Raw genomic sequence first — 26,503 nt, 5'->3', positions numbered from 1 at the left:
CTGGATGACGGCGTTCTGTTCATCGGCTTGAATCGCCCTGCCCCAGCCGCCACTCTATGACCAGCCACGGATGCTGCGCAAATATCGCCAGCGCCTTGTCCCATCTACCTTTTCGCGAGTTTACATGAGCACCAGCCTGCCCTCCCGTCACCAGCGCCTCGTCATCCTCGGTTCCGGCCCGGCCGGCTGGACCGCCGCCGTCTACGCCGCCCGCGCCAACCTGAAGCCGGTCGTCATCACCGGCCTGCAGCAGGGCGGCCAGCTGATGACCACCACCGAGGTGGACAACTGGCCGGGTGACGCCCACGGCCTGATGGGCCCGGACCTGATGGCGCGCATGCAGGCCCATGCCGAGCGCTTCGAGACCGAGGTCATCTTCGACCACATCCACACCGCCGATGTGTCGCAGCGCCCGTTCAAGCTGATCGGCGACAGCCACGAGTACACCTGCGACGCCCTGATCATCGCTACCGGCGCCACCGCCAAGTACCTGGGCATCCCGACAGAAGACGAGTTCAAGGGACGCGGCGTCTCCGCCTGTGCCACCTGCGACGGCTTCTTCTACCGCGACCAGGACGTGGTCGTGGTCGGCGGCGGCAACACCGCCGTGGAAGAGGCGCTGTACCTGTCCAACATCGCCCGCAAGGTGTACCTGGTCCACCGCCGCGACACCCTGAAGGCGGAGAAGATCATGCAGGACAAGCTGTTCGCCAAGGTGGCCGCCGGCAAGATCGAGACCGTCTGGCACCACCAGGTGGAGGAAGTGCTGGGCAACGAGGCCGGCGTGACCGGCGTGCGCGTGAAGTCCACTCTGGACGGCACCACCCGCGACATCGACGCCCACGGCTTCTTCGTGGCCATCGGCCACCACCCGAACACCCAGCTGTTCGACGGCCAGCTGGCAATGAACAACGGCTATCTGGAAATCCGATCGGGCCTGGGCGGCAACGCTACCCAGACCTCGGTGGAGGGCGTGTTTGCCGCCGGTGACGTGGCCGACCAGCACTACCGCCAGGCGATCACCTCGGCCGGCTTCGGCTGCATGGCTGCACTGGACGCCGAGCGCTTCCTGGATGCCGAGGGCAAGGCCAGCTGAAACGCTGACCACGCTCTGTAGCGTCGAGCCATGCTCGACTCAAACAAAAGGCCGACGCGAAAGCGCCGGCCTTTTCGCTTTCAGTGACCAACCAACCCTGCCGCCGTAACGCTCCACCCACCCGGTCGCCGTATGCACTGCACCCTGTGCCTGACCGGCGGCGATTTCACCCCATCGGCATCGACCACCTGTGTGTTCCAGAACAAGGGGGCGCTGCCAGCGTTCTCGCACTTCATGATGATCTGACTGGGCTTCTCGTCCGGTGCAGCGATGTGGACCTTGCCGTCGGTACAGGTCCATCCGGGCGGACAGCCCACATTGGTGGTGACCAGATCAATCGGATATCGGGGGTGGCCCTCAAACACCACATCGACGCGCCGCGAACTGCCCGCGGACAGCTCGATGGACTGGATGGGCTCCACCTTCAACGGCACGCAACCCTCGCCTTCACGGAACAGCCGATAGCCCTTCTCGACACCCTTATTGAGGCGGTGCGAAATGCCGGGTCCAGCAAGGCTGCGGCATCGGTTGGGTTTGTGTGGAAGGCAACTTCGACAACCACGGATGGCATCTGCGCGAAACCGTTCTCACCGTGGCCGGCAGCTGCACCAGCCGCAGCCACAGGAAAGTCTGCATACTCCTCCCGTGCCGTAATGAGTTCGCGCATGTAGCAGAGCACCATGTCGGCAAGCCTTTGATCACCCGGCTTGCGTGACGCGCGTTCCCCGAGCCGCACCCGAGGCATCCGCATTCGTGTGAATGCTGAGCAACCCCGCTGCACCAAGATGATTCGCATAGTAGGGCCGGGCACGAATATCATCGGAAACCTCCCTGTCTGTCGCAGTGCTGTTGGCAAAGTGATTCCAGATATCCGGCCGATCCGGCAGCAGATCGCGGAGATGGTACCTGGATGACATTTCGCTCCAGGCCCTCCCGGACTCTGGATGCAGGTCGCCCTGATTGCGACGCGCCCGGTGGACCAACTGTCCTCCGCGCTCTTCCATCAACTGCTGCAGCTCTTCGGCATAACCAGGGGTGATCAGATCCTCCTGGACGCCATTCATGGCGGGGCGCTGGAACTCCCACTCCAACCCAGGATGTACACGAACCAGACCGTGACTTGCAGAGACCAGTACCGAGTTCACCATCGAAGCATCCGATGACTGAGATCGTGCCGAAGTCATGATTGGAAAGTGCTCCCAGTAGGGCTTTCCTTCGTACAGGACCTCCGACTGGACCTCGCCCACACCGGACTTCATTGCATAAGTCTCAAGCGAGCTCCGGATGTACTGCTCGATTTCCTCAAGCGAGTGATCATCCTCAGCAGGCAACATGCCGGGGCCGAAGCGAATGATCAGGCGCTGGCGCTCCAGATCTACGGAAGCATTTACGACCACATGAGGTGACCGCGACGTTCGGACCTGGTGTGCGTCAAGTATCCGCTGCGCCTCTCGAGTCAGCAGCAGATCCAGCGCCGGATCACTCACGATCATCGCCTGTGCTGGCCGGGCAATCGCTGCCGGCCCAGCGCCCAGGCCAGCAATGATCAGCGCAAATGCAGAACAACGGAGAGCATGCATGCATTCCATGTGTCGAATCCTTCGATGTGGGTATGCGCCAGATGGGCGCGAAGATGGAATGTCCCATCCAACTCCCAGCTACATCGTTGAACCGACTCGCGATTTCGACCAGTTCGGATAATCCTCAAGTCGAGAGCGGCAACACTTTTCGCACTCCACCTGCCCTATCCTTCCCCCATGCCCTCCCCCCGCTTCCTCGACTCCCTGCAGTCCATTGCCACCACCGACTGGGATGCCCTGCACGACGGCCGCAACCCCTTCGTCAGCCACGCCTTCCTGTCAGGCCTGGAACAGCACGGCTGCCTGCGCGAGGACTGGGGCTGGCAGCCCCGGCATTTCACGCTGTGGGAGGGCGACACTCTGGTCGGCGCCATTCCGGGCTACCTGAAGACCAACTCCCACGGCGAGTTCGTGTTCGACCACGCCTGGGCCAACGCCTATGCCCGCCACGGCCGCGACTACTACCCCAAGTGGCTGGGGGCGGTGCCTTACTCGCCGGTCACCGGCCCGCGGCTGCTGGCCCGTCACGATCCGGAGCGCGCCACGTTGCTGTCGGCATTGCGCGAGGCACTGCCGACGCTGGGCGTGTCCTCGGCCCACATCAACTTCCACACCGCAGTGGACGAGGCGCTGTTCGGCGATGACTGGCTGCTGCGCGAGGACGTGCAGTTCCAATGGCAGAACCCGGGTGACTGGGCGACGTTCGAGCAGTTCCTCGGTGCGATGGACCACAAGCACCGCAAGAACATCCGTCAGGAACGGGCCAAGGTCACGCGCCAGGGCATCACCTTCCGCGTGGTGCACGGCGATGAAGCGAGTCGCGCCGATCTGCAGGCGATGTACCGCTTCTATCTGCAGACCTTCCTCGAGTACGGCAATGCCCCCGCGCTGACCGAGGCCTTCCTGCGCCACCTGGCCATTTCTTTGGGTCAGGGGCTGGTGCTGTTCCTGGCAGAACAGGACGGCGAGCCGATTGCCGGTGCGCTATGCCTGCGGGGTGGAGACACGCTGTATGGCCGTTACTGGGGTGGCGCCACCCTGCCCGGCCTGCACTTCGAAGCCTGCTACTACCAGGGCATCGAATACTGCCTGCGCGAAGGGCTGAGCCGTTTCGAGCCGGGCGCACAGGGCGAGCACAAGCTGGCGCGGGGCTTCCTGCCGACGCTGGTGCGCAGCCGGCACTGGATGGCCGATCCGGATTTCGCAGAAGCACTGCAGGACTGGTGCCGGCAGGAGCGGCGCGATGTGCGGCGTTACCAGCAGGAGCTGCAAGGGCATGGGCCGTTCCGCGCAGGAACGTAGAGTCGCGCTTGCTCGACCAGGGCTCCGCCAAAAAGCGTGCCAACCAAGGTTGGCACCTACCAGGGCAATAGCGAGAGCTGCGCGCATCCATCTGGCACCTGCCAGAGCGGTGGCGAGGGCGCTGTACTCAGGTGCACTGCCAGAAGTGCCCACTCACCCGGCACTTCGCACACCAGAACGTATAGAGCATGCCGCCGCTGCCCCACAGCAGCGCGCCCTCACCCGTGGTTGGCAGCGTTGAATCCAGTTGCATGACGAACGGCATCTCTTCGCCGCAATCGATGCACGCCGGGTACCACGCACTCTGCACCCAGCTTGGCGCGCCGCCCACGCGCGACAGGTTCTGCCGATGGTTGGACTGGCCCCAGTCCTGCTGCCGCCAACGCTCGCTGCCCAGGGCCGCAAGGCCTACCTCCGCCTGCATCAGGTCGCCGCTGTCGGTGGGGGTGTTCGGCACCTCGCGGTACTGGCTGGGGTGGCAGCCGGGCTGGCCTGCGGCATCGTGGCGATAGAAGCGCACGGGCGGCTCCTCCCATCCACAACAATCCAGGCACAAGCCGAGCGTGACCTCACCGGACGCGCCTGGCTGCAGCGCGGCAGCATCGGTCTGCAGCAGCCGCTGCAGCGGCGCGTGACAACCACCGCACAGCGCTTCCAGCGGTCCTCCCATGCGCCCGGCGTGATGCACCTGGCCACCATTCCAGGTTGGATGCAGGCGCCAGATGCGTTTGCGCCAGCTCGGCTCGTCCGCCTGCTGCGCGCGATGCTGCTCGCGGCCGAAGCGGATGTGCAGCGGCCGCTCCCCATGCAGGCGCCGCGGCTGCGGTCCGTCGGCGACGCCGGCCCAGTGCGCCCAGGCCTCGGCATCCAACCGCCCCCAGTCGACCACGTAGCCGCGAGCAATGGCGTAGGTCTCGGGCTGGGCGGCGAGCAGCAGCGCCCGGGCCCGCGCCATTTCGCGATCGTCATCGGCTTCAGCCAGGATCTGCGCCCACTGCGCGGCAGTGGCAGAGGGCAGGCCCCGCCATACCTGCGAAGCCGGCTGCAGCTCATCCTCACTAACGATCGCCAGCAATGCCTCCCAGTCGTCCTGCAGCAGCTGTGGCGCCTGATAGCTGGCGAACTCCATCACGCTGGCCAGCAGCTCGCCGCGCTCGCCATCACGATAGCGACGCCATGCTTCGGCCACGACTGCGGGCACCGCATCATCCGGTAGCAGGTCCAGCGCCATGTCGAGGAAGGCTGAGCTCGGCGAGCGTCGCGCCAGTGCCTGCAGCATCAACGCACCGAGCTGGCGCGGCTGCTCAGCGGCCAGCATCAGCAGCATGCCCTGGCTGTCGTTGCGCGTGCGCGGGGTGTCGTGCACATCGAGGATGGCGGTGATCGCGTCGCTCATGCGTGGGCTCCTTGCCGTTGGACGCTGATGGTGCCAGACATCAGCGATCACCACGACGAATACAATGGCGGCATGACCCGCCAGCTGCCCTGGCGCCTGGCCGATGCGCCGGACGCCCCCTTCCCTCCGGCCGAGACCGCACTGCGCCAGCCCGACGGCCTGCTGGCGGTGGGCGGCGACCTGCACCCGATGCGCCTGCTCAATGCCTATGCCGGCGGCATCTTCCCGTGGTTCAGCGAGGGCGAGCCGATCCTGTGGTGGTCACCGGACCCACGCATGGTATTCCGTACCGATGGCGTGCATCTGTCCAGTCGCTTCCGCCGCCAGTTGCGCAGCAGCACGTGGGAGATCACCGCCGACACCGCCTTCAGCCGGGTGATGCACGCCTGCGCCGCAGCGCCACGCCCCGGCCAGGACGGCACATGGATCAGTCCGGCGATGGTCGAGGCTTACAGCCAACTGCACGACCTCGGCTTCGCCCATTCCTTCGAGGTCTGGGACCGGCAGACGCTGGTCGGCGGCATCTACGGCGTCGCGATCGGCGCCATGTTTTTTGGCGAGAGCATGTTCAGTGGCGCCAGTGGCGGCTCCAAGATCGCCCTGGCCGCATTGGCGACCACCCTGCGCGGCTGGGGCTGGCAACTGATTGATGCCCAGGTGGAAAATCCGCACCTGCTGCGGATGGGTGCCGAACACCTGCCGCGCGCAGAATTCCTCGATCACGTGCGCCAGGCCGTCCATCTGGATGGCCGTGAAGGCCCCTGGACCCAGGCGGTGGGACGTTTGCCGGCACGGCGTTTGGCCGGGGGTTAACACAAACTTTGCAAGCTGGGCCCATCACGCGTAAAATACCGCGCCTTAGGCCCAGCGTGGCCGTTTTCTGAACCGCACAGGACTACATGTCGAAAGACGATTCCATCGAGTTCGAGGGCACCGTCAGCGAGACGCTGCCGAACACCACTTTCCGCGTTCGTCTGGAAAATGGGCACGAAATCATCGCCCACATCTCCGGCCGCATGCGCAAGAACTACATCCGCATCCTCACCGGTGACCGGGTCAAGGTTGAAATGACCCCGTATGACCTGACCAAGGGTCGTATCACCTACCGCATGAAGTAAGCGGTCGGCGCTTGGCGCCACTCCGACGGGGCCGGCCTTGCTGCTGGCCCTTTGTCGTGCGCGTAACAAAGTGGCGATTCTCGAGATCACTCACTTTTCGGCCTTGTCTGAGATCCAGCGCTGCACAGGCGATCCAGGCTCAATGCGTTCTTCACAGATGGCGTTGCGTGCATGACCTGCCTGATCGCCCTGGATCCACAGTCCGTCACCAGCCGCTGCTATGCCAGCAAGGGCCCCGGCACCTGGTTCGGCCAGCCCTGCCTGGTCTGCACCAGCATGGATGCCTCGCATCCGCTGTACCTGGCCGTACAGCGCGAGATCCCGCACATGGGCAGCACCCTGAAGCAGCGCATGCACATCCCGCACGAGGCAGTCGCCTTCGTCATCGAGGACGGCGGCGACCAGGGTCGCCAGCAGGGGTTCCGCTCGATCGCCGCCTGAGTCGCCAAAGGTCATCGTGACCGACCACACCGTGGCGTAGGTCAGCCCTGCTTGCGGCAGATTCGCACGGGTGCCGGCGGCGGCATCGTGGGATCCGATCCAGTCCGGATCGCCACCCCATGCTCCCCCATGAACATTCGCTCGCTGCTCATCCCCCTGACCCTGTCCGCCGCCACCCTGCTGGCGTCGCCTGCACATGCAGCCGACACCCCGCCAGCCCAATGCACACCACTGTCTGGCGAACAGCAGATCGTTCGCGCCGGCGCAGACAAGAACATCCTGTTCCGCTCCGGCGCAGACCACTATGTCGTGCATTTCCGCAACAGCTGCACCTCGGCCGTGCTGGCCCGCCGCCTGAGCTTCAAGACCGACGGCAAGGAGGCTGGGGAACTGTGCAGCGATGGACGCAGCGAACTGGATACCGGCCGCGGCAGCTGCGAAGTGTCGCGCATCGAGCCGATCGACGCCGAGCAGTTCAAGCGCGAAGCACGCCACCGCAGCCGCTGACGCCGGACATGACAAGGGCGGCCGAAGCCGCCCTTGTCGCGATGCATGTCAACGCGCTGCGGCAACCAGCGGCAACACCGTCGGCTGCTCGCGCTGCCGCGCCAGCCAGAGATCGTAGTTGGATTGCAGCCCCATCCAGAAAGCCGCGGTACTCACCCCCGCCATCTCCAGGCGGATGGCCAGATCAGGACTGATGCCTGCTTTGCCATTAAGTACCCTCGAAAGTGCTACGCGCGACATTGCCAATCGTTCGGCCGCCTCGGTCACGGAGAGATCCATCGGATCAAAGACCATTGCCTTGATCGTCTGCCCTGGATGTGGATGGTGATGAATCATGCGCGGCCTCAGTGATAGTCCAGGTAATCCAGCAACTCCACGTCGCCACCGGCGAAACGGAAGGTAATCCGCCAGTTTCCATTGACCCAAACGGACCAATGCCCTTTCAGGCTGCCTCGCAGCTTGTGCAGGCGCAAACCAGGCATGGCGAGATCCCCAGGGCCCGATGCCACATCCAGGATCGACAGGATCATCAGCACCTTGCTGGTGTGGCTGTGCCGGATTCCACTGCTGCTACCTGAGCGGTAGAGCCGCTCGAGGCCCTTGTGGCGGAAATCGATGATCATTATCGTATCCTGTATCGTTTCGCGATACAAGAGGGGCGGCACTCCATCGCGATCACGAAACAGCATTGGCACTTCCATTCCCACCTGCAAGGCCGCAGACGACAAGCCCGCCGAAAACAACAAGGGCGGCCGAAGCCGCCCTTGTCATTTCAGGTCTATCGCGCCAAGCCTGGCGTCAGCTCACTCCACCGTCACCGGCAACAACCGCTCCGGCTCGGCCTGCGTCTCGACCACCAACTCGTCGTCGCGGACGTCGATGCTGACCCTGCCGCCATTGACCAGCTTGCCGAACAACAGCTCGTCGGCCAGCGGACGCTTGATCTTGTCCTGGATCACGCGGGCCATCGGGCGAGCACCCATCAGCGGGTCGAAACCGTGGTGGGCCAGCCAGTCGCGCGCGGTCGGGGTGGCCGACAGGCTGACGTGCTTGTCCTGCAACAGCATCTCCAGCTCGATCAGGAACTTGTCGACCACTCTCAGGATGTGCTCGAAGCCCAGCGCCTGGAACTGCACTACCGCATCGAGGCGGTTGCGGAATTCCGGGGTGAAGCTGCGGCGGATGGTTTCCATCGCGTCGGTGGCATGGTCCTGCTTGGTGAAGCCGATCGAGCGCCGCGAGGCCTGCGCCGCACCGGCATTGGTGGTCATCACCAGCACCACGTTCTTGAAGTTGGCCTCGCGACCGTTGGTATCGGTCAGCACGCCGCGGTCCATCACCTGCAACAGGATGTTGAAGATGTCCGGATGCGCCTTCTCGATCTCGTCCAGCAACAGCACGCAGTGCGGGGTCTTGACGATCTTCTCGGTCAGCAGGCCGCCCTGGTCGAAGCCGACGTAGCCCGGAGGCGCGCCGATCAGGCGGCTGATCGAGTGCGGCTCCATGTACTCGGACATGTCGAAACGGACCAGCTCGATGCCCAGCTGCAGCGCCAGCTGCTTGGTCACCTCGGTCTTGCCCACGCCGGTGGGGCCGGCGAACAGGAAGTTGCCGATCGGCTTTTCCGGATTGCCCAGCCCGGAACGGGCCAGTTTGATCGCCGAAGCCAGCGTATCGATGGCCGGATCCTGCCCGAAGATCACCATCTTCAGGTTGCGCTCCAGGTGCTGCAGCACATCCTTGTCGGTGGCGCTGACCTGCTTGGCCGGGATACGCGCCATCTTGGCGACGATGGCCTCCACTTCCTCGACGTCGATCAGCTCCTTGCGCTGGCCTTCCGGCAGCAGGCGCTGGCGGGCACCGGCCTCGTCGATCACGTCGATGGCCTTGTCCGGCAGCAGGCGGTCGCCGATGTGCTTGACCGACAGGTCGACGGCGGCCTGCAGCGCCTCATCGGAATAGGTCACGCCGTGGTGCAGTTCGTACTTGGACTTGAGGCCCTGCAGGATCTCGTAGGTCTCGCCGACGGTCGGCTCGACGATGTCGATCTTCTGGAAGCGGCGCGCCAGCGCCCGGTCCTTCTCGAAGATGCCTCGGTACTCCTGGAAGGTGGTCGAGCCGATGCAGCGCAGCTCACCTGAAGCCAGTGCCGGCTTGATCAGGTTGGAGGCATCCATGGTGCCGCCCGAGGCCGAACCGGCACCGATGATGGTGTGGATCTCGTCGATGAACAGCACCGCGTTGGGCACCTTCTTGAGCGCGGTCAGCACGCTCTTCAGGCGCTTCTCGAAATCACCGCGGTACTTGGTGCCGGCCACCAGCGCGCCGAGGTCGAGCGAATAGATCACCGCGTCGGACAGCACCTCCGGCACCGAACCTTCGATGATGCGGCGTGCCAGGCCCTCGGCGATGGCGGTCTTGCCCACGCCGGCCTCACCCACGTACAGCGGGTTGTTCTTGCGACGGCGGCACAGCACCTGGATGGTGCGTTCGATCTCATCGGCACGACCGACCAGCGGGTCGATGCGCCCGGCGCGGGCCTGTTCGTTGAGGTTGCTGGCGAACTCGGTCAGGGCATCGCCCTTCGGCTCGCCCTCCCCGCCTTCGATGCGGCTTTCGCCCTCCGAGGAAGAGGACGGCTGCTCGCCCTCCTCGCCCAGCTTGGCGATGCCGTGGGACAAATAATTGACCACATCCAGCCGGGTAACGTCCTGCTGGTTGAGGTAATAGACGGCGTGGGAGTCCTTTTCGCCGAAAATGGCGACCAGCACGTTCGCGCCGGTGACCTCCTTCTTGCCTGAAGACTGCACGTGGTACACGGCCCGCTGCAGCACGCGCTGGAAGCCCAGGGTCGGCTGGGTATCGCGGCCGTCATCTTCGGCCAGGCGGGACACGGAGGCCTCGATGGCCTGCTCCAGCTCCTGGCGCAGGCGTTCGGCGTCGGCACCACAGGCCTTCAGCACGGCCTGGGCGGACGGGTTGTCGAGCAGTGCCAACAGCAGGTGTTCGACCGTCATGAACTCATGCCGGGCCTCACGGGCGCGCTTGTAGCACTGGCCGATGGTGTGTTCGAGGTCTTTGCTGAACATGGATTACTCCGGCGGCAGATAGGGACAATATGCGGCCTGACTACGCGATTTCCATCACCCTAGCGGATTGCTGCGTTCAGATGGCGTTAGCAGTACGGATCGCTTGATCTTCATTCACTCCAGGACAGCCCACCCAGCATGAGCGAACCCTACCTGAGCCGCTGGCGATTGCGGCGTGATGGCGCGGCCATCCAGACGCCCCATGCCCAGCTCTGGCCGGTACTGACCACCGCCGGCGAGCCAGCGATGCTCAAGGTCAGCAGCGAAACCGAGGAGCGGAACAGCCATCGCCTGCTGCGCTGGTGGAACGGCGACGGCGCCGCCCGGCTGCTGGCCCACGAGGGCCCGGCAATCCTGATCGAGCGCGCCCGCGGCAACTCGTTGCGGCAACGCTCGATCGACGGCGACGATGACGCCTGCACCACGATCCTGTGCCAGGTCCTGCAACGGCTGCACCGGCCACGGAGCGCACCGCCAGCGGAACTGGTCTGCCTGCGTACATGGTTCGCGGACCTGCTGCAGCCAAGGGCGACGCTGCCACCACTGCTGGAACAGTGCAGATCATTGGCGGCGGCATTGTTGCAGGAGGAGCACGAGATCCGGCCACTGCACGGCGACCTGCACCACGACAACGTGCTCGATTTCGGTGCGCGCGGCTGGTTGGCGATCGATCCGAAGCGATTGATCGGCGACCGTGCGTTCGATTACACGACGTTGTTCAGCAATCCGGACCTGTGCGGGCCGGGCATCCACGTTGCGACACAGCCAGAGCGGTTTGCGGCGCGGCTGGAACAGGTCACCGCGCTGACAGGGATCGAGCGGCGCAGGCTGCTGCGCTGGATCGCATCCAGCGCAGGGCTGTCAGCGGTGTGGTTCCGCGATGACGGCGATCCCGCCGATATCGACGAAGCGGTGGCGCAGATGGCGTTGCAGGCGCTGGCGGAGGGGTGACCTCCGCGCCTGGTAGGTGCCCACCTTGGTGGGCACACTCCATCCGGGATCATTGCGCCGGGACGAACAGCAGCCGAGCATGGGCCCGGCTCTACAGGTTTCTGCTTTGGCAGGTGCCCGCCTTGGTGGGCATACCGGGTCCGGAATCGATGCGCCCGGACCAGAGACGGCAGCCGGTCAGGCCTTTTCCATCGTGCACAGCAGCGGGTGCTGGTTCATGCGCGAGTACTCGTTGACCTGGGCGACCTTGGTCTCGGCCACTTCGCGGGTGAACACCCCGCACACGCCGCGGCCGCGGGTATGGACGTGCAGCATCACCTGCGTGGCCTTGTCCAGGTCCATGGTGAAGAACTGCTGCAGCACGTCCACCACGAAATCCATCGGGGTGTAGTCGTCATTGAGCAGCATCACCTGGTAGAACGGCGGCGGCGCCACTTCCGGGCGCGCGGGTTCCACGGCAACGCCGTGCTCGTGATGGGAATCGGGGGAAGACTCGCGGGGCATCTGCTCATTATAGAGGCTCGAGCGGGCCTGCGTCGGCCCGCCGCAGATTGGACGGCACGCACGGCCGCCGTCACAATTGCATCCTCTCTCAATACTGCTTCACAGGATCTTCATGAAAAGGACCCTTCTCCCCGCCCTGCTGATCGCCCTGGCTGCCGCCGGCTCTGCCGCCGCCGCGCCGGAGGGCGACAAGGCCGTGGCCCGCAACCTGGACAAGCTGGGTTACACCTATGAGGTCGACGAAGACGGCGACTACCGCATGGTGTTCGACGTCGAAGGCGATCGTACCCAGATGGTCTACGTGCGTTCGTCGGTGGAGGACTTCGGCACCCACAACATCCGCGAGATCTGGTCGCCGGCCTACAGCGCCAAGACCAAGCAGTTCCCGGTGGCCGTGGCCAACCGTCTGCTGGAAGACTCGCAGGACGCCAAGATGGGTGGCTGGGTGAAGCAGGACACCACCGCCATGTTCGTGGTCAAGATCGACGCCGATGCCACTGCCGACCAGCTCAGCGACGCCATCGATGCGGCCATCCGCACCGCCGATGCGATGGAGCTGGAACTGACCAAGAAGGACGAGTTCTGAGTTGAACGCCACGCCGGACCCGCGCTGGGCACCGCACGCCACCGTCGCCACCGTGGTGGTCGACGGCGGCCGCGTGCTGCTGGTTGAAGAAACCATCGACGGCCGCGCGGTGCTGAACCAGCCGGCCGGCCACCTCGAGCCGGGCGAAAGCCTGGCCGAGGCGGCACTGCGCGAGACCCGCGAGGAAACCGGCTGGACCGTACAGCTGACCCACTTCATCGGCTGCTACCAGTGGACCGCAGGCGACGGCACCACCTTCCTGCGCTTCTGCTATGCGGCGCGCCCGGTCTCGCACGACCCGGCGCAGCCACTGGACACCGGCATCGACCGCGCGCTGTGGCTGAGCCCGGGCGAGCTGCAGGCCGCCGGCGAGCGCCTGCGCAGCCCGCTGGTCTGGCAGGTAGTGGCCGACTACCTGGGCGGCCAGCGCCATCCGCTTTCGTTGGTCAGGGAGGTCGCATGAGCACTCCGCGCGTAATGGTCGGCGTCTCCGGTGGCGTCGATTCCTCGGTGGCTGCCTGGCGGCTGGTGCAGCAGGGTGAGGCGGTGGCCGGCCTGTTCATGCAGAACTGGGCCGACGACGGCAGCGGCGATTGCCGCGCCGAGGACGACCGCCGTGATGCGGTGGCCGTCTGCGGCCTGCTCGGCATCCCATTTCACTTCCGCGATTTCTCCAACGAGTACTGGCAGGGCGTGTTCGAGCACTTCCTGGCCGAGTATGCCGCCGGTCGCACCCCGAACCCGGACGTGCTGTGCAACCGCGAGGTGAAATTCAAGCACTTCCTGGATGCCGCCCGCGAGCTGGGCGCCGAGCGCATCGCCACTGGCCACTACGCGCGGGTGACCCAGCGCGGCCACCAGTGGCTGCTGCTGCGTGGCGCCGACCGCTCCAAGGACCAGAGCTACTTCCTGCACCAGCTGGGCCAGCAGCAGCTGGCGGCCACCCTGTTCCCGATTGGCGACCTGGAAAAGACCGACCTGCGCCGGATCGCACGTGACGTCAGCCTGCCGACCCACGCCAAGAAGGACTCCACCGGCATCTGCTTCATCGGCGAGCGCGACTTCCGCGAGTTCCTCGGGCGCTACCTGCCGGCCAAGCCCGGGCAGATCCTGGACCCGGCCGACGGCAGTGTGATCGCCGAGCACCCAGGCGTCTTCTATTTCACCCTGGGCCAGCGCGAGGGCCTGAACATCGGCGGCGTGCGTGGCCGCCCTGCGGCGCCGTGGTACGTGGTTGGCAAGGATGTTGCCAGCAACGTGCTGTACGTCGACCAGGACCGCGACAGCAAGTGGATGCTGTCCAACCGCCTGCGCTCGGAGGCCGCGCACTGGATTGCCGGCGCACCGCCGGCACGGCGCTTCGAGTGCACCGCGCAGACCCGCTACCGCCAGCCCGACGAGCCGTGTACGGTCGAGGTGCTGGACGATGGCAGCGTGCTGGTCACCTTCGCCCGCCCGCAGCGCGCCGTCACCCCTGGCCAGTCGCTGGTGCTGTATGACGGCGACGTGTGCCTGGGTGGCGCAGTGATCGCCGCCACCGATGCGCCGCTTGAGCAGCGCCTGCGCACCACCCCTTCTCCTTTTGAGGTAATCGCTGCATGAGTTTCACTGTCGACGACCGCGTTCTGGCTTTGGCCGGCATTGCCCAGGCCCTGCAGCAGGTACGCCGTATCGCCGATACCGGCCATTCCGACGCCGCCGCTGTTCGCACCGCCGTGGAGAGCGTGTTCCGCGTCGATGCGTCCTCGCCGCAGGAGGTGTTCGGTGACCGTCATGCGCTGAAGGCCGGCCTGCGCCTGCTGCACAACTACTTCCGCAGCCAGGGCCAGGACCCGATCCTGCCCAAGCTGGCCTTGTCGGTGCTGCAGCTGGAGCGCCGCTTCGTGCAGGAAGGCGAGACCGTGAACAAGGTCGCTTCGGGGATCGAGCGCGCCCAGCGCCAGGCCGCCGAACTGGGCGACAGCGCGCATCCGGACGTGTTGGCCAACCTGGGCGGCCTGTACGCCGACACCATCAGCCACCTCAAGCCGCGGGTGATGGTCCAGGGCAATCCGCACTACCTGGGCCAGGCCGGCGTGGTCGCCGAGATCCGCGCCCTGCTGCTGGCCGCCGTGCGCTCTGCGGTGCTCTGGCGCCAGCTGGGCGGCAGCTACTGGGACTTCCTGTTCAGCCGCAAGGCGATGATCGAGGCTGTGGACCGACAGCTGGCATGAGGGTGTGGGGTCGGATCCCTTTCCGGCTCGGCAAGGGCCCTGACCCCGAACACCCCGGCAGCGCCGGAAAACCGGCGCATTCAGAATGCACTTCGAGGCATATCGACGTTAAAGAGAAAGGGGGTACGGCCGATACATCCTCCGTGCACCTCCCGAGAACGTCCATGTACTCACGCATTTTCATCCGTCTGGCCGCCCCCCTGGCTCTGACCCTGCTGCTCCCCTTCGCCATCGGTTTCGAATGGCCGGCCGCCCTGCGCTGGGCGATCCTGACCACGATGACGCTGAGCTGGCTCGGCTTTGCGTGGTGGACCACCCGCGCCCAGGCGCACCGTTCCCCGGAACACGCCCGTGTCCTGCGCGAGCAGGACCAGCTGTTGACCGAGCTGCGCAACTTCGTTGGCAACGAGATCGACGGTTCACGTGGCGAAGTGGAACGCGCCCGTGACCTGATCCGCCAGGCGGTTTCCAGCCTGGGCGGCAGCTTCGATGCGATGAACCGCAAGTCGCGCCAGCAGAGCCAGGCCCTGTCGCGCATCGTCGATCGCGCCGGTGATGAAGGCAATGCCGGCCTCGACGTTGCCCGTTTCGCCCAGCACGCCAGCCATCGCATGGAGCAGCTGGTGGAAGCACTGGAACAGGTGAGCGGCCAGAGCAGTACCACCGTGCAGCACATCGATCAGATGGCGCAGCACCTGGATGGCATCTTCGCGCTGCTGGAAGACGTCAAGTCGATTGCCGACCAGACCAACCTCCTTGCGCTCAACGCCGCCATCGAAGCCGCGCGTGCCGGTGAAGCCGGTCGTGGTTTCGCCGTGGTGGCCGACGAAGTACGCAACCTGTCCGAGCGCTCGACCACGTTCAACGAGCAGATCCGCAAGCTGGCGCACAGCTCCAAGGACGCCATCGCCAAGGTCCGCGAGACGGTCTCGCACATGGCCTCGCGTGACATGGACCGCTCCCGTGAAGCGCGCCAGGAAGCGGCGGCGATGCTCGATAACGTGGCGCAGATCAATGCGTCGCTGGGCGATGGCATGCGCGAAGTCTCCGACTGCGCCCGTTCGATCGATGGCAGCGTGGCCGAAGCCGTGCGCGCCCTGCAGTTCGAAGACATCGCCACCCAGGCGCTGGGCGGCGTACACACCCACCTGGACCGCCTGACCGCGATCAACCGCGAAGCAGTGGCCCTGCAGGAACTGCTGCACCGCAATGGCGGCGTGTTCGACGAAGAGATCGCCACCGCCCTGCAGCGCACCGGCAGCCGCCTGCGTGAACTGCGCAGCGAATGGGAACGCCCGCCGCACAAGCCGGTCGCCCAGCAGAGCATGGGCGCTGGCACCGTCGAGCTGTTCTGATCCTGATGTCCGCTGCCGCTGCCGGCAGCCCGCAAGGCCCCGGTTCCTCCGGGGCCTTTGCCTGTAATCCGCCGTTGGATGCATCCTGTACGCGCACCATGACCGCTATCCGCGCCCTGCCCTCCCTTGCCAACAACGACCGCCCGCGCAACGCGAGCGTGCGTGAGCAGCTGCAGCAGCTGGAAGAGGTGGCACGTGAGGAGATCCGCGAGCTGCAGCAGCTGGCCGATGCCCGCCCTGCCCCGTCTCGCGCGGACGACGCGCTGCTGGGTCTGGCGTGGGATCTGGGGTTGGATGGGGAGGCGCTGAAGTAGATCCACGCCCTGCGTGGATGCAACTGCACACGTGGCATGATGCGCCGTTCCCGTTCATGGAAGACAGATGGCCATCGCCCTGATCGCATTGATGCTGATGGAACTGCTGATGCTGCTCTTCTGGGCACCGGTCTTCTTCCGCACCGGCATTGTCCTGTTCAACCAGCGTATCGCCGCTTCCCCCGCCGACCTGGCCCAGCTGTCGTTGATCGGACTGGAATACGATCTTCCGACCGACAAGTGGCCGAGCCTCGTGTTCCGAGTGCTGCCCGACGGCACCGTTGCGTTCCGCGAGAGCTTCGCGCCGGGCTTTGGTGGCCGCTACTTTCCGCTGATGCACGGCCAGCTGGTGGTCGACAAACGACGCCGCGAAGTGCGTGTGATCGGGCGATGCAGCAGCTTTGCGCTGGCCCTGACCTTGCTGGTGCTACCGATCATTCTGGTGCGCCCGGTGGCGTGGCCGATGCTGGGCTCTCTGCTGGTGTTCCATATAGGCCATCGCATCCAGCTGCGACGCTATGCCGAGGTCGTCGAAGCGGTGCGCGCGCGGGTGCGGTTGGAGTTCCCGAGGCGGTTTGTTGACCCAGGACGCTAGATCCACGCCATGCGTGGATGATCGCTATGCGGTGCTCGATGGAGTATCTGTGGCACCCTTGCCATGCCGACTGAGAACACCTGAGACTATTCCCGCACCGATCGCACCGAAGCCGAAAGCGATGACATTTCTGACGGTCGATACGAGCAGCACGAAATTCAGTTGCCATGCAGTGGGAGGCAACCAATTGGAAATGTCTTGCAGCCGATCAGACAGAAGCTCGAAGCTCAGATAGTTCACGCTTGCACTGAGCACCAGGAGGCTTCCAAACACACATTTTGAATGATCGCCATGTACGTTTCTTCTGCAGAAGAGGTAGAAGACCAAGCAGAAGTTGATCACCAGTGACGCAATGGCGCTAGCGAAACTCCCATCGCCCGTGATGAAACGTGCCTCCGGCAGCCGCGTCTGAAGCTCACTGAGTCCACCCCAAGTGCCGAGTGCGATGACAACGAATATCTCGAACATGCGCATGTCGCTAGTTCAGGAAGGATCGTCGATCCATTCCCGGAGACGAACAGGGAACGTCTTCAGGCTGCAATCCTTGCTCGACCCGGTGCTGAAGTGATGCGCAATTGAGGAATCATCCGCTCAGCGCACCTGCGCCACTTCCCCACTGGCATCGGTACGCAAGGAAACCGGCAGTGGCTGCCGCAACCACTGCGCCAGGTCACGGGGGCTCAACGGGCGCGAGTACAGGTAGCCTTGGATCTCGTCGCAGCCCTGGCGGCGCAGCATGTCTTCTTCCTGGTGTGTTTCCACGCCTTCGGCCACTACCTTCATGCCCAACGCGTGGCCCAGGTGCACGATGGCCTGGGTCACTTCGGCCGTACCCGAATCATGCAGCATGCCCTGCACGAAACTGCGGTCGATCTTCAGGCGCCCCACCGGGAAACGGTTGAGGTAGTTCAGATTGGAGAAGCCGGTACCAAAGTCATCCACTGCCAGTGGCACGCCGTGCCGTTCCAGCACGTCGAAGCAGTGGCGCAGAATGTCGGTGTCACGGATCAACGCCGACTCGGTCAGCTCGAGCTCCAGCCGCTGCGGCGGCCAGCCGTGTGCGTGGCAGATCTCGATCACCCGCTCAGCAAAACCGCGATCACGCAGCTGCACTGCCGACACATTGACTGCGATGCGGTCAAAACACAGGCCAGCCCGGTCCCAGGCGATTGCCTGCCGGCAGGCTTCGTTCAGCACCCAGTCGCCGATGCGCACGATCTCGCCGCACTTCTCTGCAATCGGAATGAATTCGGCCGGGCTGCAGTAGCCGATGCCGGGCCGATGCCAGCGCAACAGTGCCTCGATCGCCGGCGGTTCGCCATGATGCGCATGCAGCAGCGGCTGGTAGGCCAGGCTGAACTCTTCGCGTTCGATCGCGCCATGCAGCGCGTGCTCAAGCTCGAGCCGACGCTGGATACGCGCCAGCGCGTCCTGGCTGTAGTACTGGTAGGTATTCCGCCCTGCTTCCTTGGCCGCATACATCGCAGCATCAGCCGCCCGCAGCAGCGAATCGAAATCGGTCTGTGCCTCACCGAGCATGGCGATACCGACGCTGGCACCCACTTTCAGCGTGGTCTCGCCACGGCGAAGCGGCTCGGCCAGCGAAGCGATCAACTTGCGTGCCACGTGTCCGGCGTCTTCCGGCTCGGCCAGGTCGCGCAGCACCACGATGAACTCGTCGCCACTGAAGCGGCCGAACAGATCGTTGTTGCGCAGATTCTGGTGAAGCCGCGTGGCCGCCGCCTTCAGCAGTGCATCGCCGGTAGCGTGGCCAAAGCTGTCGTTGATGGTCTTGAAGCCGTCCAGATCGATGAACAGCATCGCCAGCGAGGTGCCGCGGTCGCGCGCTTCCTCGATGGCTTCAGCGGTCTGCTCGCCCAGCAGCACGCGATTGGGCAGGCCGGTCAGCAGATCGTAGTGGGCCAGCAGCTCGATGCGCTCGTTGGCTTCGCGCTCGCGGGTGATGTCACGGAACAGGACCACGAAGCGCGGCGGCAGGCCATCGCGGCGATCCAGCTCGATCAGCACCTGCACCCACACGCGCAAACCGGACTGGCGGTAGAAGCACAGATCCAGCTGTTCGGGGAGACCGCCGCCGGCAATCCGGACCAGTGCAGTCTCGAAGGCGCTGCGCGAATCTTCGGTGTACAGCGCCAGTGCCTGGTCCAGCGTGATCGGTTCCTTGCGCAGTCCGTGGATGCGGTAGCACTCCTCGGTCCACTGCATGTGCCGGGTCTGCACCTCGATCTCGCAACCACCGATGCGGCCCAGTGCGGAGACACGGTTGAGCAGTTCGGTACGCCAGCGGATCAGCGCGTCGGTCTGGTGCTGCTCGGTGATGTTCTGCACCTGGCCCAGCAGGCGCTTGGGCTGGCCATCGGTGTCCAGCAGCGGCTGCATCCACAGCCGCAGGTGCTGCGAGGGCTCGTTGCCCCGGGTCAGTTCCAGCTCGATGTTGGCTGCGCGGCCATCGCGCCATACACGCCGCCAGGCAGCACGCAGCGCACCGCGCGAGCGTGGATGCAGCTGTTTCAACCAGCGCCGCTGGCCGGGCACGCCGCCCTGCTCCAGTGCCAGCAGTGAACGCAGCTCCGGCGACCACCAGAACGCGCCGCTGCTGGGGTCGAACGACCAGCTGCCCATGCTGGCGATGCGCTGGGCCTCGCTCAGGTGCAGCTGCTGCTCCTGCAGCAGGCCTTCCAGCTGCTTCTGCTGCTCGATATCGGTATGGGTGCCGACCATCCGCAGTGGCTGGCCGTCGGCGGTGCGCGCGACCACACGACCGCGATCAAGTACCCAGCGCCATTGGCCATCGGCCTGGCGGAACCGGAACTGGGCGCTGTACTGCTCGCTCAGGCCGCGCAGGTGCTGGTCCAGCGCGACACGTACCTGGCCGATGTCTTCGCTGTGTACGCGGGTCAGTATTTCAGTGGCGGTTTCATCACTCAGCGCCGGCGTGCGGACTACGCGGTCGCTGGGAATGTCCCAGTCCCACAAGCTGTGGCCGGCACTGTCCAAGGCCAGTTCCCAGCGCCCGCCACCATCGACCGGCACCGGCTCCGGAATGCTCAGCGTGAAGGCCAGCAGGTTGCCTGCGCCATCGTGCACGGCGCGCAGGTGGCCATCGTAGTGACCACGCGGGCCGCCAGGCAGCGTGCAGGCCACGATGCCGCCATCGGCCGCCAACAGGCGCAGATCTTCCAGCATCGGTGCGTACGCAGCCACGGTCGCCGGCAGGCCATGCTCGCGCGCAGCCGGATTGGCCGCCAGCGGGCGGCCCGTGCGGTCGACAATGACCAGCGCCGACGCAAGCGGGTGCTGCAGCAGGCTGGCGATGATCCCTTGGTCCACGCGATCTTGCTCCGGATGACACGCCCGTCAGCGGGGCACGCAGTGGTTAACGGCGCCTGCGCCGGATAATTGAGTGGCCAGGGCACACCTGCGCGGTAAGATGACCGGCGCCCCTTTTCACCCACCCCGTCCATGCCCGCAGAACCGACCGGCAACGCCCCTGTTCCCGACCCGCGGATGGCGCAGGCGTTGAGCCGCGACCGCCGGCGCGTGGTTCTGAGCTACCTTGCGATGGCGCTGGCATGGATGATCGCCACCGACAGCGCGGTACAGGCACTGGTGCCCGACCCGCACCAGGCAGCATTGTGGCAAGGGCTGAAGGGTTCGTTCTTCGCCCTGGCCAGCGCGGGCCTGCTGTACCTGCTGCTGCGCCCGCTGGCCGAGCACGTGCTGCATACCCATGCCCGCCAACAGGCTTCCGAACTGCGCCTGCGGCAGATGTTCGAAGGCAATCCCGGCCCGATCCTGGTCTACGACCTGGATACGCTGGCAATCCTCGATGCCAACCCGGCCGCCTGCAGCACCTTCGGCTGGGAACGTGATGAACTGCTGGAGCAGACCATCGATGCGCTGTGGCCACCGGGCCAGGACCAGGCGCTGCAGACCAAGCTGGATGCGATCCGCGAGGCGCCCGAGGAGCTGTGCATCCTGCGTACGCAGCTGCAGCTGCGCGACGGCAGCCTGCGGCAGATGGAACTGCGCTCGAACGCGATCAGCTACGACGGACACAATGCCCGCCTGTTGATCGCCATCGATCGCACCGCCGAGGACCTGGCGCAGCTGCGCCGCGACCAGGCGCTGGCACGGGTCGAGGAAGCGCATGAGCTGGCCCGCATCGGTGCCTGGGAGCTGGACCCGTCCAGCGGACAGGGCCGCTATTCCAACCAGGTCTATCGCCTGCTCGGCCGACGCCCGCCCGAAGCCCGTCGCTGGCACCGTTTCGATGAACTGCTGGTGCCGGCCGACCCGGCCACCGCGTCACAGACCGAGCAGCTGCTGGCCGAGCTGTGCTCAGGCGAGCCGGTACAGGTGGACGTGCTGCTGCCACTGCTGGCGATGGACGGTCATGCACTGATGGTGCACCTGCGCGCCGCCAGTGGCACCGATGAAGCCGGCCGCAACCGTGTGCTCGGCACCCTGCAGGACGTAACCGAGCGCGAACAGTCACGCCGCCTGCTGCGTGAGCGCGAAGAGCAGTTCCGCGAGCTGGTGCGGGTACTGCCCGATGGCGTGGTGATCCTTTCCGACGAGCATGTGCTGTATGCCAATGCCTGGGCAGCAGGCCTGTTCGGTTATGGCAGCCACACCCTGCTCGGCGAGCCGCTGTCGGCGCTGGTTGCCGCCACCGATCTGGTGCGCGTGCGCGCCCAGCTGCGCGCCGGCCAGCCTCACCTGGGCCCTGGCCACAGCAGCGTGGTGGCAATGCAGCGCGCGGACGGCCGCCGCTTCCATGCCGGATTGGCGGTGGGCGAAGTGCGCTATGGCGGCCGCGACTGCAAGCTGCTGATCGTGCGCGACCTGAGCGATTCGGAGCGCACCCGCGCCGCGCTGGAAACCAGCAACCGCGAGCTGCAGGCGATGGCCGGGCGCCTGTTCTCCCTGCAGGAGGATGAGCGCCGTGCGATCTCGCGCGACCTGCACGATGACATCGGCCAGGCCATCACCGCGATCAAGCTGTCCGCCCATGCTGCGCAGGACGAGCATGATCCGCAGCGCCGCGCCGAGGACCTGGCGCAGATCGTCAGCCTCGCCGACACCACCGTGTCCAAGCTGCGCGACATTTCCACCCTGCTGCGGCCGCCACAGCTGGACGCACTGGGCCTGGAGGCCGCGCTGAGCTGGCAGGCACGGGTGCTGTTCCGCTCCTCGCCGGTGGAATTGCTGGCCGAGATCGAGCCCCTGCCACAGCGTCCCGACAACAGCATCGAGCAGGCCTGCTTCCGCATCGCCCAGGAAAGCCTGACCAATGCCCTGCGCCATGCCCGCGCCAGCCAGGTGCTGCTGCAATTGCGCGACGTCGGCCAGCGTAGCCTGCACCTGCAGATCCGCGATGATGGCGAGGGTTTCGACCCGGACGGTCCGCGCGGGCTCGGCCTGATCGTGATGCGCGAACGCGCACAGAGCGTCGGCGGGCATGTGCGGATCGAGTCCGCGCACGGTGAAGGCACCCTGATCGACGTCCACCTCCCCTACCAGGCGGCCAGCACGGCCGCCATCGAGTCACCGGAATACTGAGCCTATGTGGAATCCCAACCAGCCGCCGGTCAGCATCGATGATGCCCCCGACCGCCTCGGCGCCGGCAACCCCGAACTGCAGGTGATGGTCGCCGAAGCGGCCTCCGGCGGTACCCCGCTGATGTTGATGCACGTGGACATCGACCACTTCGCATCGGTCAACGAGAACATGAGCGCCGAGGTGGGTGACCAGGCGCTGGTGCTGGTGGCACAACGGCTGCAGTCCTACCTGCGCGGTCGCGGCAAGCTGTGGCGCCACGGCAGCGACGAGTTCCTGATCGCCGTTCCGCGCACCGCCGAGGTGCCGCTGCCAGAGGACTTCGCCGAGGAAATCCGCCAGCAGATGGAGCTTCCGCTGTCGGTGCTGCCGTACACGCTGTTCATGACCGGCAAGCTGGGGGTGAGCCTGTGCCCGGAACATGCCAGCAGCACCTCGCGCCTGCTCGACCACGCCGAGGACGCCCTGTACCAGGCTGCCCGCGAAGGGGGCAACGCCGTGCGCATCCACGCCGTGGACACGCCGCCGAGCGCGCACAGTGAAAGCATCATCGCGCGGCAGATCGTCGATGCCATTCCCAACGGCGAGCTGAAGCTGCGCTACCAGCCACTGGTCAGTGCCCGCGACGGCCACGTGGTGGGCATGGAAGCGCTGCTGCGCTGGCAGTCGCCGACGCTGGGCATGCTGGTGCCGGAACGCTTCATGCGCACCGCTGAGCGGCTGGGCATCATCGTGCAGATCGGCACCTGGGTACTGGAGGGTGCGCTGAAGCAGGCGCGTCTGTGGCGCGACCAGGGCTTCGACGACTTCACCATCGCGGTGAACGTATCGACCCTGCAGCTGCTGCGGCCCAACTTCTTTGCCGAAGTGATGGGGGTGATCCAGGCCTCGGGCGTGCCGGCGCAGATGCTGACGCTGGAAATCAACGAAAGCGCACTGACCAACAACGTCAACTTCGTCCACGAGACGCTGGCCAACCTGCGCAACGAAGGCATCAGCCTGAGCCTGGACAACTTCGGCACCGGCGACTCCAGCCTGAGCGCACTGGTGCGCTACCCGGTGGACAAGCTGAAGATCGATCGCAGCTTCATCAAGAGCGCACCGGCCGGCAACCGCGAGGCCGCCATCGCCCGCGCGATCATCGCGATGGGCCACCAGCTGGGCATGACGGTGATTGCCAATGGCGTGGAGTCGCAGGCGCAGCTGGGCTTCCTGCGGCGCAACGATTGCGATGTGTTCCAGGGCTATCTGTTCGGCGAGCCGATGTCGGCCGATGCCGCCGGCATGACCCTGCGCCGTCGCTACCTGCGCCCGGAAGCGTTCGCCGAAACGCGGCCAGACCGCACGCTGTTGCTGCTGGACGACGAAGAAAACGTGCTGCGCTCGCTGGTGCGCCTGTTCCGCCGCGATGGCTACCGCATTCTGGCGGCCGGCAACGTGCGCGATGCCTTCGACCTGCTGGCGATCAACGACGTGCAGGTGATCCTGTCCGACCAGCGCATGAGCGACATGAGTGGAACCGAGTTCCTGGGCCGGGTGAAGATGCTGTACCCGGACACGATCCGCCTGGTGCTGTCCGGCTACACCGATCTGAACACCGTGACCGATGCGATCAACCGCGGCGCGATCTACCGGTTCCTGACCAAGCCGTGGAACGACGACGAGCTGCGCAAGCACATCCACCAGGCGTTCCGCACCTACGAGGAGCAGCGCCGCAGCAATGCCGGGCCGGTGCCGGCCGAACCGGCCGATGGTGGCGAGGATCGTCCGTTGCGGTAACGATCCCCTCTGGTAGAGCCGGCCGCTGGCCGGCTGCTCTGGATGTCGGGTTCAATGAGGTTGCCGGCCAGCGGCCGGCACTACCATAAGCGGTCAGCGCGGCTGCTTGATCGGCAGCACCACGCGGAAACGCGAACCCACGCCCGGGGTACTGTCCAGGTCGATGCGTCCGTGGTGCTTGTTGATGATGCTGTAGGAAATCGACAGGCCCAGGCCGGTACCGCTGCCCACGGGTTTGGTGGTGAAGAACGGATCGAAGATGCGCTGGCGCAGTTCCGGCGAGATGCCGCCACCAGTGTCCTCGAACTCGACCCACACGTGATCGCCATCGACGCCGGTGCGCACGGTGATGGTGCCGCGCTCGGCAATGGCATGGCCTGCGTTGAGCAGCAGGTTCATGTAGACCTGGTTCAACTCCGACGGCAGGCACTCCACCAGCGGCAGCTGGCCGAACTCGCGCACCAGGTGCACCTTGTACTTGAGTTCGTTCCAGATGATGTTGATGGTCGATTCCAGGCCGGAATGCAGGTCGACCAGCTTCCACGATTCATCGCGGCCGGAGTACGAGAAGTCCTTCAGGTCGCGCACGATGCGGGTGACCCGCTCGATGCCCTCGCGTGATTCGGCCATCAGCTGCGGCAGGTCGCGGCTGATGAAATCGATGTCCAGGCGGTCACGGATATCGTCGATTTCCGGGATCAGCGCCTTCGGGTCCGGCGCACGCAATGCGCGCTCATAGGCTTCGATGACGGTGAACAGGCTGCGCAGGTACTCCTGCAGGCTGCCCAGGTTGGAGTGCACGTAACCGATCGGGTTGTTGATCTCGTGTGCAACGCCGGCGGCGAGCTGGCCGATCGAGGCCATCTTCTCCGACTGAAGCAGTTTTTCCTGGGTGCCGTTCAGGCGCAGATAGGCCTGGCGCAGCTCGGCATGCCGCTGCTGCAGCTCGCGCTCGTAGTCTTCCTGCCCTTCAATGTGGCGGAACAGGGCCAGGAAATGCCCCTGGCCGACTGGGCCGTGATAGTAGAGGTGGGCAATGACCACGCCCTCGCCCAGCGGCAGGCTGCCATTCCAGTGGCCGTGCTGGCGCGCCTGCTCCAGCGCATCGGGCGGCAGCAGTTCGCGCAGGCGCTGCGGCGGCGGCAAGGCGCCATCCTCACCACTGGCGAGCAGGTTCTGGGCGGCCGGGTTGGCCAGGGCCACCTGCCCGTCTTCGGTGAACAGCAGCAGGCCTTCGCGCAGGCGCTCAAGCAATGCCTGCAGCACCGGCTGCGGCGGAAGGGGGGCGGTAACCAGGGCATTGGCAGCGGACACGGCGACTCGGGGCGTTCGAACAGGCGCCCAATATACGCGGTCATGCAGCGGGCTTCAGCCCGCCGGAATGGGTTGTGCGACCGCCGTCGCGTCAGGCGACGGCGAGTGGGCGGCGCGCAGTGACCGTATGCGACTGGCCCTTGGCATCGTAGGCCGAGGCGTCCTCGGTGCGGCCCAGCTGGCGCAGTGCCCAGTTGACCTCGCGGCGTCGCCGCGACAGCAGTACGCCGTTGGCGCGGTTGCGCTCGGCCAGTTCCTGCAGCTGTTCACCCTCGCCGACCGGCGGCGCGCCTTCCAGCGCACGCAGCGCTTCCAGCTTGGCACCGGTAGCCCGGATCAGGGCGTGCACGTCGTGCTCGACCAGAGCCTGGCGTTCAACGTCCAGGGCCTGGGCCAGGCGCTGCAGCGGCTCGCTCATCGCCGCGGTCATCCGTGCAGCTGCTGGTCCAGCTCGAGCATGCGCGAAGCAATCGCGTCCGGATTGATCTTGTAGGTGCCGTTCTGCAGCGATTCGCGCACGGCCGCCACGCGCTGGGCGTCGATCGCCGGTGCGGTGGTCAGCTCACGCTCGATGGCCTGCAGATTGGTGGCCTCGCCGGTCAGGCGCAGGCTGTCGGCCGCCTCGACCGGACGGGTCGGCGCATCGCTGCTGACGCCGGGCTTGTTGGCCGGGGTCGTCACGCTGCGCAGTGCCTGGGGGACCTGCAGGTTGCCGTCGATTTTCTGGCTCATGGGGTGTCCTGGAGTTGCCGTACACAAGGGATAACGGCCGCAGGGCC

At 65.7% G+C, this 26,503-nt stretch carries 28 protein-coding genes; 16 read left to right on the top strand and 12 right to left on the bottom strand.

Annotation, left to right across the window (positions count from 1 at the left end):
* Window positions 1-124 precede the first annotated feature (124 nt).
* On the top strand, window positions 125-1,096 hold the full coding sequence (trxB, locus tag ACZK2G_RS10480) for a thioredoxin-disulfide reductase (protein ID WP_046982915.1): 972 nt from the start codon (window positions 125-127) through the stop codon (window positions 1,094-1,096).
* A gap of 80 nt (window positions 1,097-1,176) precedes the next feature.
* Here trxB and ACZK2G_RS10475 read toward each other — a convergent pair whose 3' ends face one another.
* Together ACZK2G_RS10475 and ACZK2G_RS10470 are read right to left on the bottom strand one after the other, a co-directional pair.
* Window positions 1,177-1,530 (bottom strand): hypothetical protein, encoded by a 354-nt coding sequence (locus tag ACZK2G_RS10475; protein WP_478475470.1) that lies wholly within the window; start codon window positions 1,528-1,530, stop codon window positions 1,177-1,179.
* A 264-nt stretch (window positions 1,531-1,794) separates the two neighbouring features.
* Window positions 1,795-2,685 carry an N-acetylmuramoyl-L-alanine amidase CwlD gene (locus tag ACZK2G_RS10470; protein WP_478475469.1) on the bottom strand — a complete coding sequence of 297 codons (891 nt, stop codon included), beginning with the start codon at window positions 2,683-2,685 and terminating at the stop codon, window positions 1,795-1,797.
* Window positions 2,686-2,853: 168 nt separating this feature from the next.
* On the opposite strand from ACZK2G_RS10470, the gene ACZK2G_RS10465 reads away from it, so the two are divergent.
* Complete coding sequence (locus ACZK2G_RS10465) at window positions 2,854-3,978, top strand: GNAT family N-acetyltransferase (protein ID WP_253078850.1); 1,125 nt, start codon at window positions 2,854-2,856, stop codon at window positions 3,976-3,978.
* 127 nt (window positions 3,979-4,105) lie between these two features.
* On the opposite strand, the gene ACZK2G_RS10460 is transcribed toward ACZK2G_RS10465, so the two are convergent.
* Window positions 4,106-5,374 (bottom strand): hypothetical protein, encoded by a 1,269-nt coding sequence (locus ACZK2G_RS10460; RefSeq protein WP_478475467.1) that lies wholly within the window; start codon window positions 5,372-5,374, stop codon window positions 4,106-4,108.
* Window positions 5,375-5,446: 72 nt separating this feature from the next.
* Here ACZK2G_RS10460 and aat point away from each other — a divergent pair, with 72 nt between their 5' ends.
* The 4 genes from aat to ACZK2G_RS10440 all read left to right on the top strand — a co-directional run bounded on the left by aat (window position 5,447) and on the right by ACZK2G_RS10440 (window position 7,440).
* A complete protein-coding gene (gene aat / locus ACZK2G_RS10455) occupies window positions 5,447-6,187 on the top strand; it encodes a leucyl/phenylalanyl-tRNA--protein transferase (RefSeq protein ID WP_046982971.1) in 741 nt (246 codons plus the stop codon).
* A gap of 86 nt (window positions 6,188-6,273) precedes the next feature.
* Complete coding sequence (gene infA / locus ACZK2G_RS10450) at window positions 6,274-6,492, top strand: translation initiation factor IF-1 (protein ID WP_005409596.1); 219 nt, start codon at window positions 6,274-6,276, stop codon at window positions 6,490-6,492.
* A gap of 171 nt (window positions 6,493-6,663) precedes the next feature.
* A complete protein-coding gene (locus ACZK2G_RS10445) occupies window positions 6,664-6,933 on the top strand; it encodes a hypothetical protein (RefSeq protein WP_478475465.1) in 270 nt (89 codons plus the stop codon).
* A 129-nt stretch (window positions 6,934-7,062) separates the two neighbouring features.
* The gene (locus ACZK2G_RS10440) at window positions 7,063-7,440 is read left to right on the top strand and encodes a hypothetical protein (RefSeq protein ID WP_308518078.1); all 378 of its coding nucleotides are present in this window, start codon (window positions 7,063-7,065) and stop codon (window positions 7,438-7,440) included.
* A 48-nt stretch (window positions 7,441-7,488) separates the two neighbouring features.
* On the opposite strand, the gene ACZK2G_RS10435 is transcribed toward ACZK2G_RS10440, so the two are convergent.
* From ACZK2G_RS10435 to clpA, 3 genes are all read right to left on the bottom strand, one after another.
* Window positions 7,489-7,776, bottom strand: a complete 288-nt coding sequence (locus tag ACZK2G_RS10435) for a HigA family addiction module antitoxin (protein WP_046982912.1) — start codon at window positions 7,774-7,776, stop codon at window positions 7,489-7,491.
* 8 nt (window positions 7,777-7,784) lie between these two features.
* On the bottom strand, window positions 7,785-8,063 hold the full coding sequence (locus ACZK2G_RS10430) for a type II toxin-antitoxin system RelE/ParE family toxin (RefSeq protein ID WP_478475463.1): 279 nt from the start codon (window positions 8,061-8,063) through the stop codon (window positions 7,785-7,787).
* 180 nt (window positions 8,064-8,243) lie between these two features.
* A complete protein-coding gene (clpA, locus tag ACZK2G_RS10425) occupies window positions 8,244-10,529 on the bottom strand; it encodes an ATP-dependent Clp protease ATP-binding subunit ClpA (protein ID WP_046982911.1) in 2,286 nt (761 codons plus the stop codon).
* A 138-nt stretch (window positions 10,530-10,667) separates the two neighbouring features.
* On the opposite strand from clpA, the gene ACZK2G_RS10420 reads away from it, so the two are divergent.
* Window positions 10,668-11,480 carry an APH(6) family putative aminoglycoside O-phosphotransferase gene (locus ACZK2G_RS10420; RefSeq protein ID WP_136638997.1) on the top strand — a complete coding sequence of 271 codons (813 nt, stop codon included), beginning with the start codon at window positions 10,668-10,670 and terminating at the stop codon, window positions 11,478-11,480.
* Between the two features lie 177 nt (window positions 11,481-11,657).
* On the opposite strand, the gene clpS is transcribed toward ACZK2G_RS10420, so the two are convergent.
* The gene (gene clpS / locus ACZK2G_RS10415; RefSeq protein ID WP_006366596.1) at window positions 11,658-11,984 is read right to left on the bottom strand and encodes an ATP-dependent Clp protease adapter ClpS; all 327 of its coding nucleotides are present in this window, start codon (window positions 11,982-11,984) and stop codon (window positions 11,658-11,660) included.
* Window positions 11,985-12,096: 112 nt separating this feature from the next.
* Between clpS and ACZK2G_RS10410 the strand changes: the two genes are divergently transcribed.
* From ACZK2G_RS10410 to ACZK2G_RS10380, 7 genes are all read left to right on the top strand, one after another.
* Window positions 12,097-12,570 (top strand): hypothetical protein, encoded by a 474-nt coding sequence (locus ACZK2G_RS10410; RefSeq protein ID WP_136638996.1) that lies wholly within the window; start codon window positions 12,097-12,099, stop codon window positions 12,568-12,570.
* Window position 12,571: 1 nt separating this feature from the next.
* Window positions 12,572-13,033: an NUDIX hydrolase gene (locus tag ACZK2G_RS10405; RefSeq protein WP_046982908.1), complete on the top strand. Its 462-nt coding sequence runs from the start codon at window positions 12,572-12,574 to the stop codon at window positions 13,031-13,033.
* Window positions 13,030-14,172, top strand: coding sequence for a tRNA 2-thiouridine(34) synthase MnmA (gene mnmA, locus ACZK2G_RS10400; RefSeq protein WP_046982907.1), 1,143 nt, complete (start codon window positions 13,030-13,032; stop codon window positions 14,170-14,172). Before ACZK2G_RS10405 ends, mnmA begins: the two co-directional genes overlap by 4 nt.
* On the top strand, window positions 14,169-14,783 hold the full coding sequence (hflD, locus tag ACZK2G_RS10395; protein ID WP_046982906.1) for a high frequency lysogenization protein HflD: 615 nt from the start codon (window positions 14,169-14,171) through the stop codon (window positions 14,781-14,783). The genes mnmA and hflD overlap by 4 nt, the downstream gene beginning before the upstream one ends.
* 164 nt (window positions 14,784-14,947) lie before the next feature.
* The gene (locus ACZK2G_RS10390) at window positions 14,948-16,138 is read left to right on the top strand and encodes a methyl-accepting chemotaxis protein (protein WP_032127364.1); all 1,191 of its coding nucleotides are present in this window, start codon (window positions 14,948-14,950) and stop codon (window positions 16,136-16,138) included.
* 98 nt (window positions 16,139-16,236) lie between these two features.
* Window positions 16,237-16,452, top strand: coding sequence for a hypothetical protein (locus ACZK2G_RS10385; protein WP_478475460.1), 216 nt, complete (start codon window positions 16,237-16,239; stop codon window positions 16,450-16,452).
* A gap of 67 nt (window positions 16,453-16,519) precedes the next feature.
* A complete protein-coding gene (locus tag ACZK2G_RS10380; RefSeq protein WP_046982904.1) occupies window positions 16,520-17,047 on the top strand; it encodes a hypothetical protein in 528 nt (175 codons plus the stop codon).
* A gap of 24 nt (window positions 17,048-17,071) precedes the next feature.
* Here ACZK2G_RS10380 and ACZK2G_RS10375 read toward each other — a convergent pair whose 3' ends face one another.
* Window positions 17,072-17,521, bottom strand: coding sequence for a hypothetical protein (locus ACZK2G_RS10375; RefSeq protein ID WP_046982903.1), 450 nt, complete (start codon window positions 17,519-17,521; stop codon window positions 17,072-17,074).
* Window positions 17,522-17,638: 117 nt separating this feature from the next.
* Complete coding sequence (locus ACZK2G_RS10370) at window positions 17,639-20,398, bottom strand: bifunctional diguanylate cyclase/phosphodiesterase (protein WP_478475459.1); 2,760 nt, start codon at window positions 20,396-20,398, stop codon at window positions 17,639-17,641.
* Window positions 20,399-20,530: 132 nt separating this feature from the next.
* Here ACZK2G_RS10370 and ACZK2G_RS10365 point away from each other — a divergent pair, with 132 nt between their 5' ends.
* Window positions 20,531-22,633, top strand: coding sequence for a sensor histidine kinase (locus ACZK2G_RS10365; RefSeq protein WP_478475458.1), 2,103 nt, complete (start codon window positions 20,531-20,533; stop codon window positions 22,631-22,633).
* 4 nt (window positions 22,634-22,637) lie between these two features.
* Window positions 22,638-24,410 (top strand): EAL domain-containing protein, encoded by a 1,773-nt coding sequence (locus tag ACZK2G_RS10360; RefSeq protein WP_136638993.1) that lies wholly within the window; start codon window positions 22,638-22,640, stop codon window positions 24,408-24,410.
* Between the two features lie 93 nt (window positions 24,411-24,503).
* On the opposite strand, the gene ACZK2G_RS10355 is transcribed toward ACZK2G_RS10360, so the two are convergent.
* The 3 genes from ACZK2G_RS10355 to flgM form a co-directional block, all read right to left on the bottom strand.
* Window positions 24,504-25,724, bottom strand: coding sequence for an ATP-binding protein (locus ACZK2G_RS10355; RefSeq protein WP_046982899.1), 1,221 nt, complete (start codon window positions 25,722-25,724; stop codon window positions 24,504-24,506).
* A gap of 91 nt (window positions 25,725-25,815) precedes the next feature.
* A complete protein-coding gene (locus ACZK2G_RS10350; protein WP_006366325.1) occupies window positions 25,816-26,154 on the bottom strand; it encodes a flagellar protein FlgN in 339 nt (112 codons plus the stop codon).
* Window positions 26,151-26,456 carry a flagellar biosynthesis anti-sigma factor FlgM gene (flgM, locus tag ACZK2G_RS10345; protein ID WP_006366323.1) on the bottom strand — a complete coding sequence of 102 codons (306 nt, stop codon included), beginning with the start codon at window positions 26,454-26,456 and terminating at the stop codon, window positions 26,151-26,153. The genes ACZK2G_RS10350 and flgM overlap by 4 nt, the downstream gene beginning before the upstream one ends.
* Between the last annotated feature and the right edge of the window lie 47 nt (window positions 26,457-26,503).

The sequence above is a fragment of the Stenotrophomonas sp. 107298_Sma genome, from assembly GCF_056480345.1.
This window is presented reverse-complemented; position numbering and strand designations above follow the sequence as displayed.

Coding starts and splice junctions, on each gene's coding strand:
- trxB (WP_046982915.1), top strand. CDS start 125: ATGAGCACCAGCCTGCCCTCCCGTCACCAGCGCCTCGTCATCCTCGGT.
- ACZK2G_RS10470 (WP_478475469.1), bottom strand. CDS start 2,685: ATGGAATGCATGCATGCTCTCCGTTGTTCTGCATTTGCGCTGATCATT.
- ACZK2G_RS10465 (WP_253078850.1), top strand. CDS start 2,854: ATGCCCTCCCCCCGCTTCCTCGACTCCCTGCAGTCCATTGCCACCACC.
- ACZK2G_RS10460 (WP_478475467.1), bottom strand. CDS start 5,374: ATGAGCGACGCGATCACCGCCATCCTCGATGTGCACGACACCCCGCGC.
- aat (WP_046982971.1), top strand. CDS start 5,447: ATGACCCGCCAGCTGCCCTGGCGCCTGGCCGATGCGCCGGACGCCCCC.
- infA (WP_005409596.1), top strand. CDS start 6,274: ATGTCGAAAGACGATTCCATCGAGTTCGAGGGCACCGTCAGCGAGACG.
- ACZK2G_RS10445 (WP_478475465.1), top strand. CDS start 6,664: ATGACCTGCCTGATCGCCCTGGATCCACAGTCCGTCACCAGCCGCTGC.
- ACZK2G_RS10440 (WP_308518078.1), top strand. CDS start 7,063: ATGAACATTCGCTCGCTGCTCATCCCCCTGACCCTGTCCGCCGCCACC.
- ACZK2G_RS10435 (WP_046982912.1), bottom strand. CDS start 7,776: ATGATTCATCACCATCCACATCCAGGGCAGACGATCAAGGCAATGGTC.
- ACZK2G_RS10430 (WP_478475463.1), bottom strand. CDS start 8,063: ATGATCATCGATTTCCGCCACAAGGGCCTCGAGCGGCTCTACCGCTCA.
- clpA (WP_046982911.1), bottom strand. CDS start 10,529: ATGTTCAGCAAAGACCTCGAACACACCATCGGCCAGTGCTACAAGCGC.
- ACZK2G_RS10420 (WP_136638997.1), top strand. CDS start 10,668: ATGAGCGAACCCTACCTGAGCCGCTGGCGATTGCGGCGTGATGGCGCG.
- clpS (WP_006366596.1), bottom strand. CDS start 11,984: ATGCCCCGCGAGTCTTCCCCCGATTCCCATCACGAGCACGGCGTTGCC.
- ACZK2G_RS10410 (WP_136638996.1), top strand. CDS start 12,097: ATGAAAAGGACCCTTCTCCCCGCCCTGCTGATCGCCCTGGCTGCCGCC.
- mnmA (WP_046982907.1), top strand. CDS start 13,030: ATGAGCACTCCGCGCGTAATGGTCGGCGTCTCCGGTGGCGTCGATTCC.
- hflD (WP_046982906.1), top strand. CDS start 14,169: ATGAGTTTCACTGTCGACGACCGCGTTCTGGCTTTGGCCGGCATTGCC.
- ACZK2G_RS10390 (WP_032127364.1), top strand. CDS start 14,948: ATGTACTCACGCATTTTCATCCGTCTGGCCGCCCCCCTGGCTCTGACC.
- ACZK2G_RS10385 (WP_478475460.1), top strand. CDS start 16,237: ATGACCGCTATCCGCGCCCTGCCCTCCCTTGCCAACAACGACCGCCCG.
- ACZK2G_RS10380 (WP_046982904.1), top strand. CDS start 16,520: ATGGCCATCGCCCTGATCGCATTGATGCTGATGGAACTGCTGATGCTG.
- ACZK2G_RS10375 (WP_046982903.1), bottom strand. CDS start 17,521: ATGCGCATGTTCGAGATATTCGTTGTCATCGCACTCGGCACTTGGGGT.
- ACZK2G_RS10365 (WP_478475458.1), top strand. CDS start 20,531: ATGCCCGCAGAACCGACCGGCAACGCCCCTGTTCCCGACCCGCGGATG.
- ACZK2G_RS10360 (WP_136638993.1), top strand. CDS start 22,638: ATGTGGAATCCCAACCAGCCGCCGGTCAGCATCGATGATGCCCCCGAC.
- ACZK2G_RS10350 (WP_006366325.1), bottom strand. CDS start 26,154: ATGACCGCGGCGATGAGCGAGCCGCTGCAGCGCCTGGCCCAGGCCCTG.
- flgM (WP_006366323.1), bottom strand. CDS start 26,456: ATGAGCCAGAAAATCGACGGCAACCTGCAGGTCCCCCAGGCACTGCGC.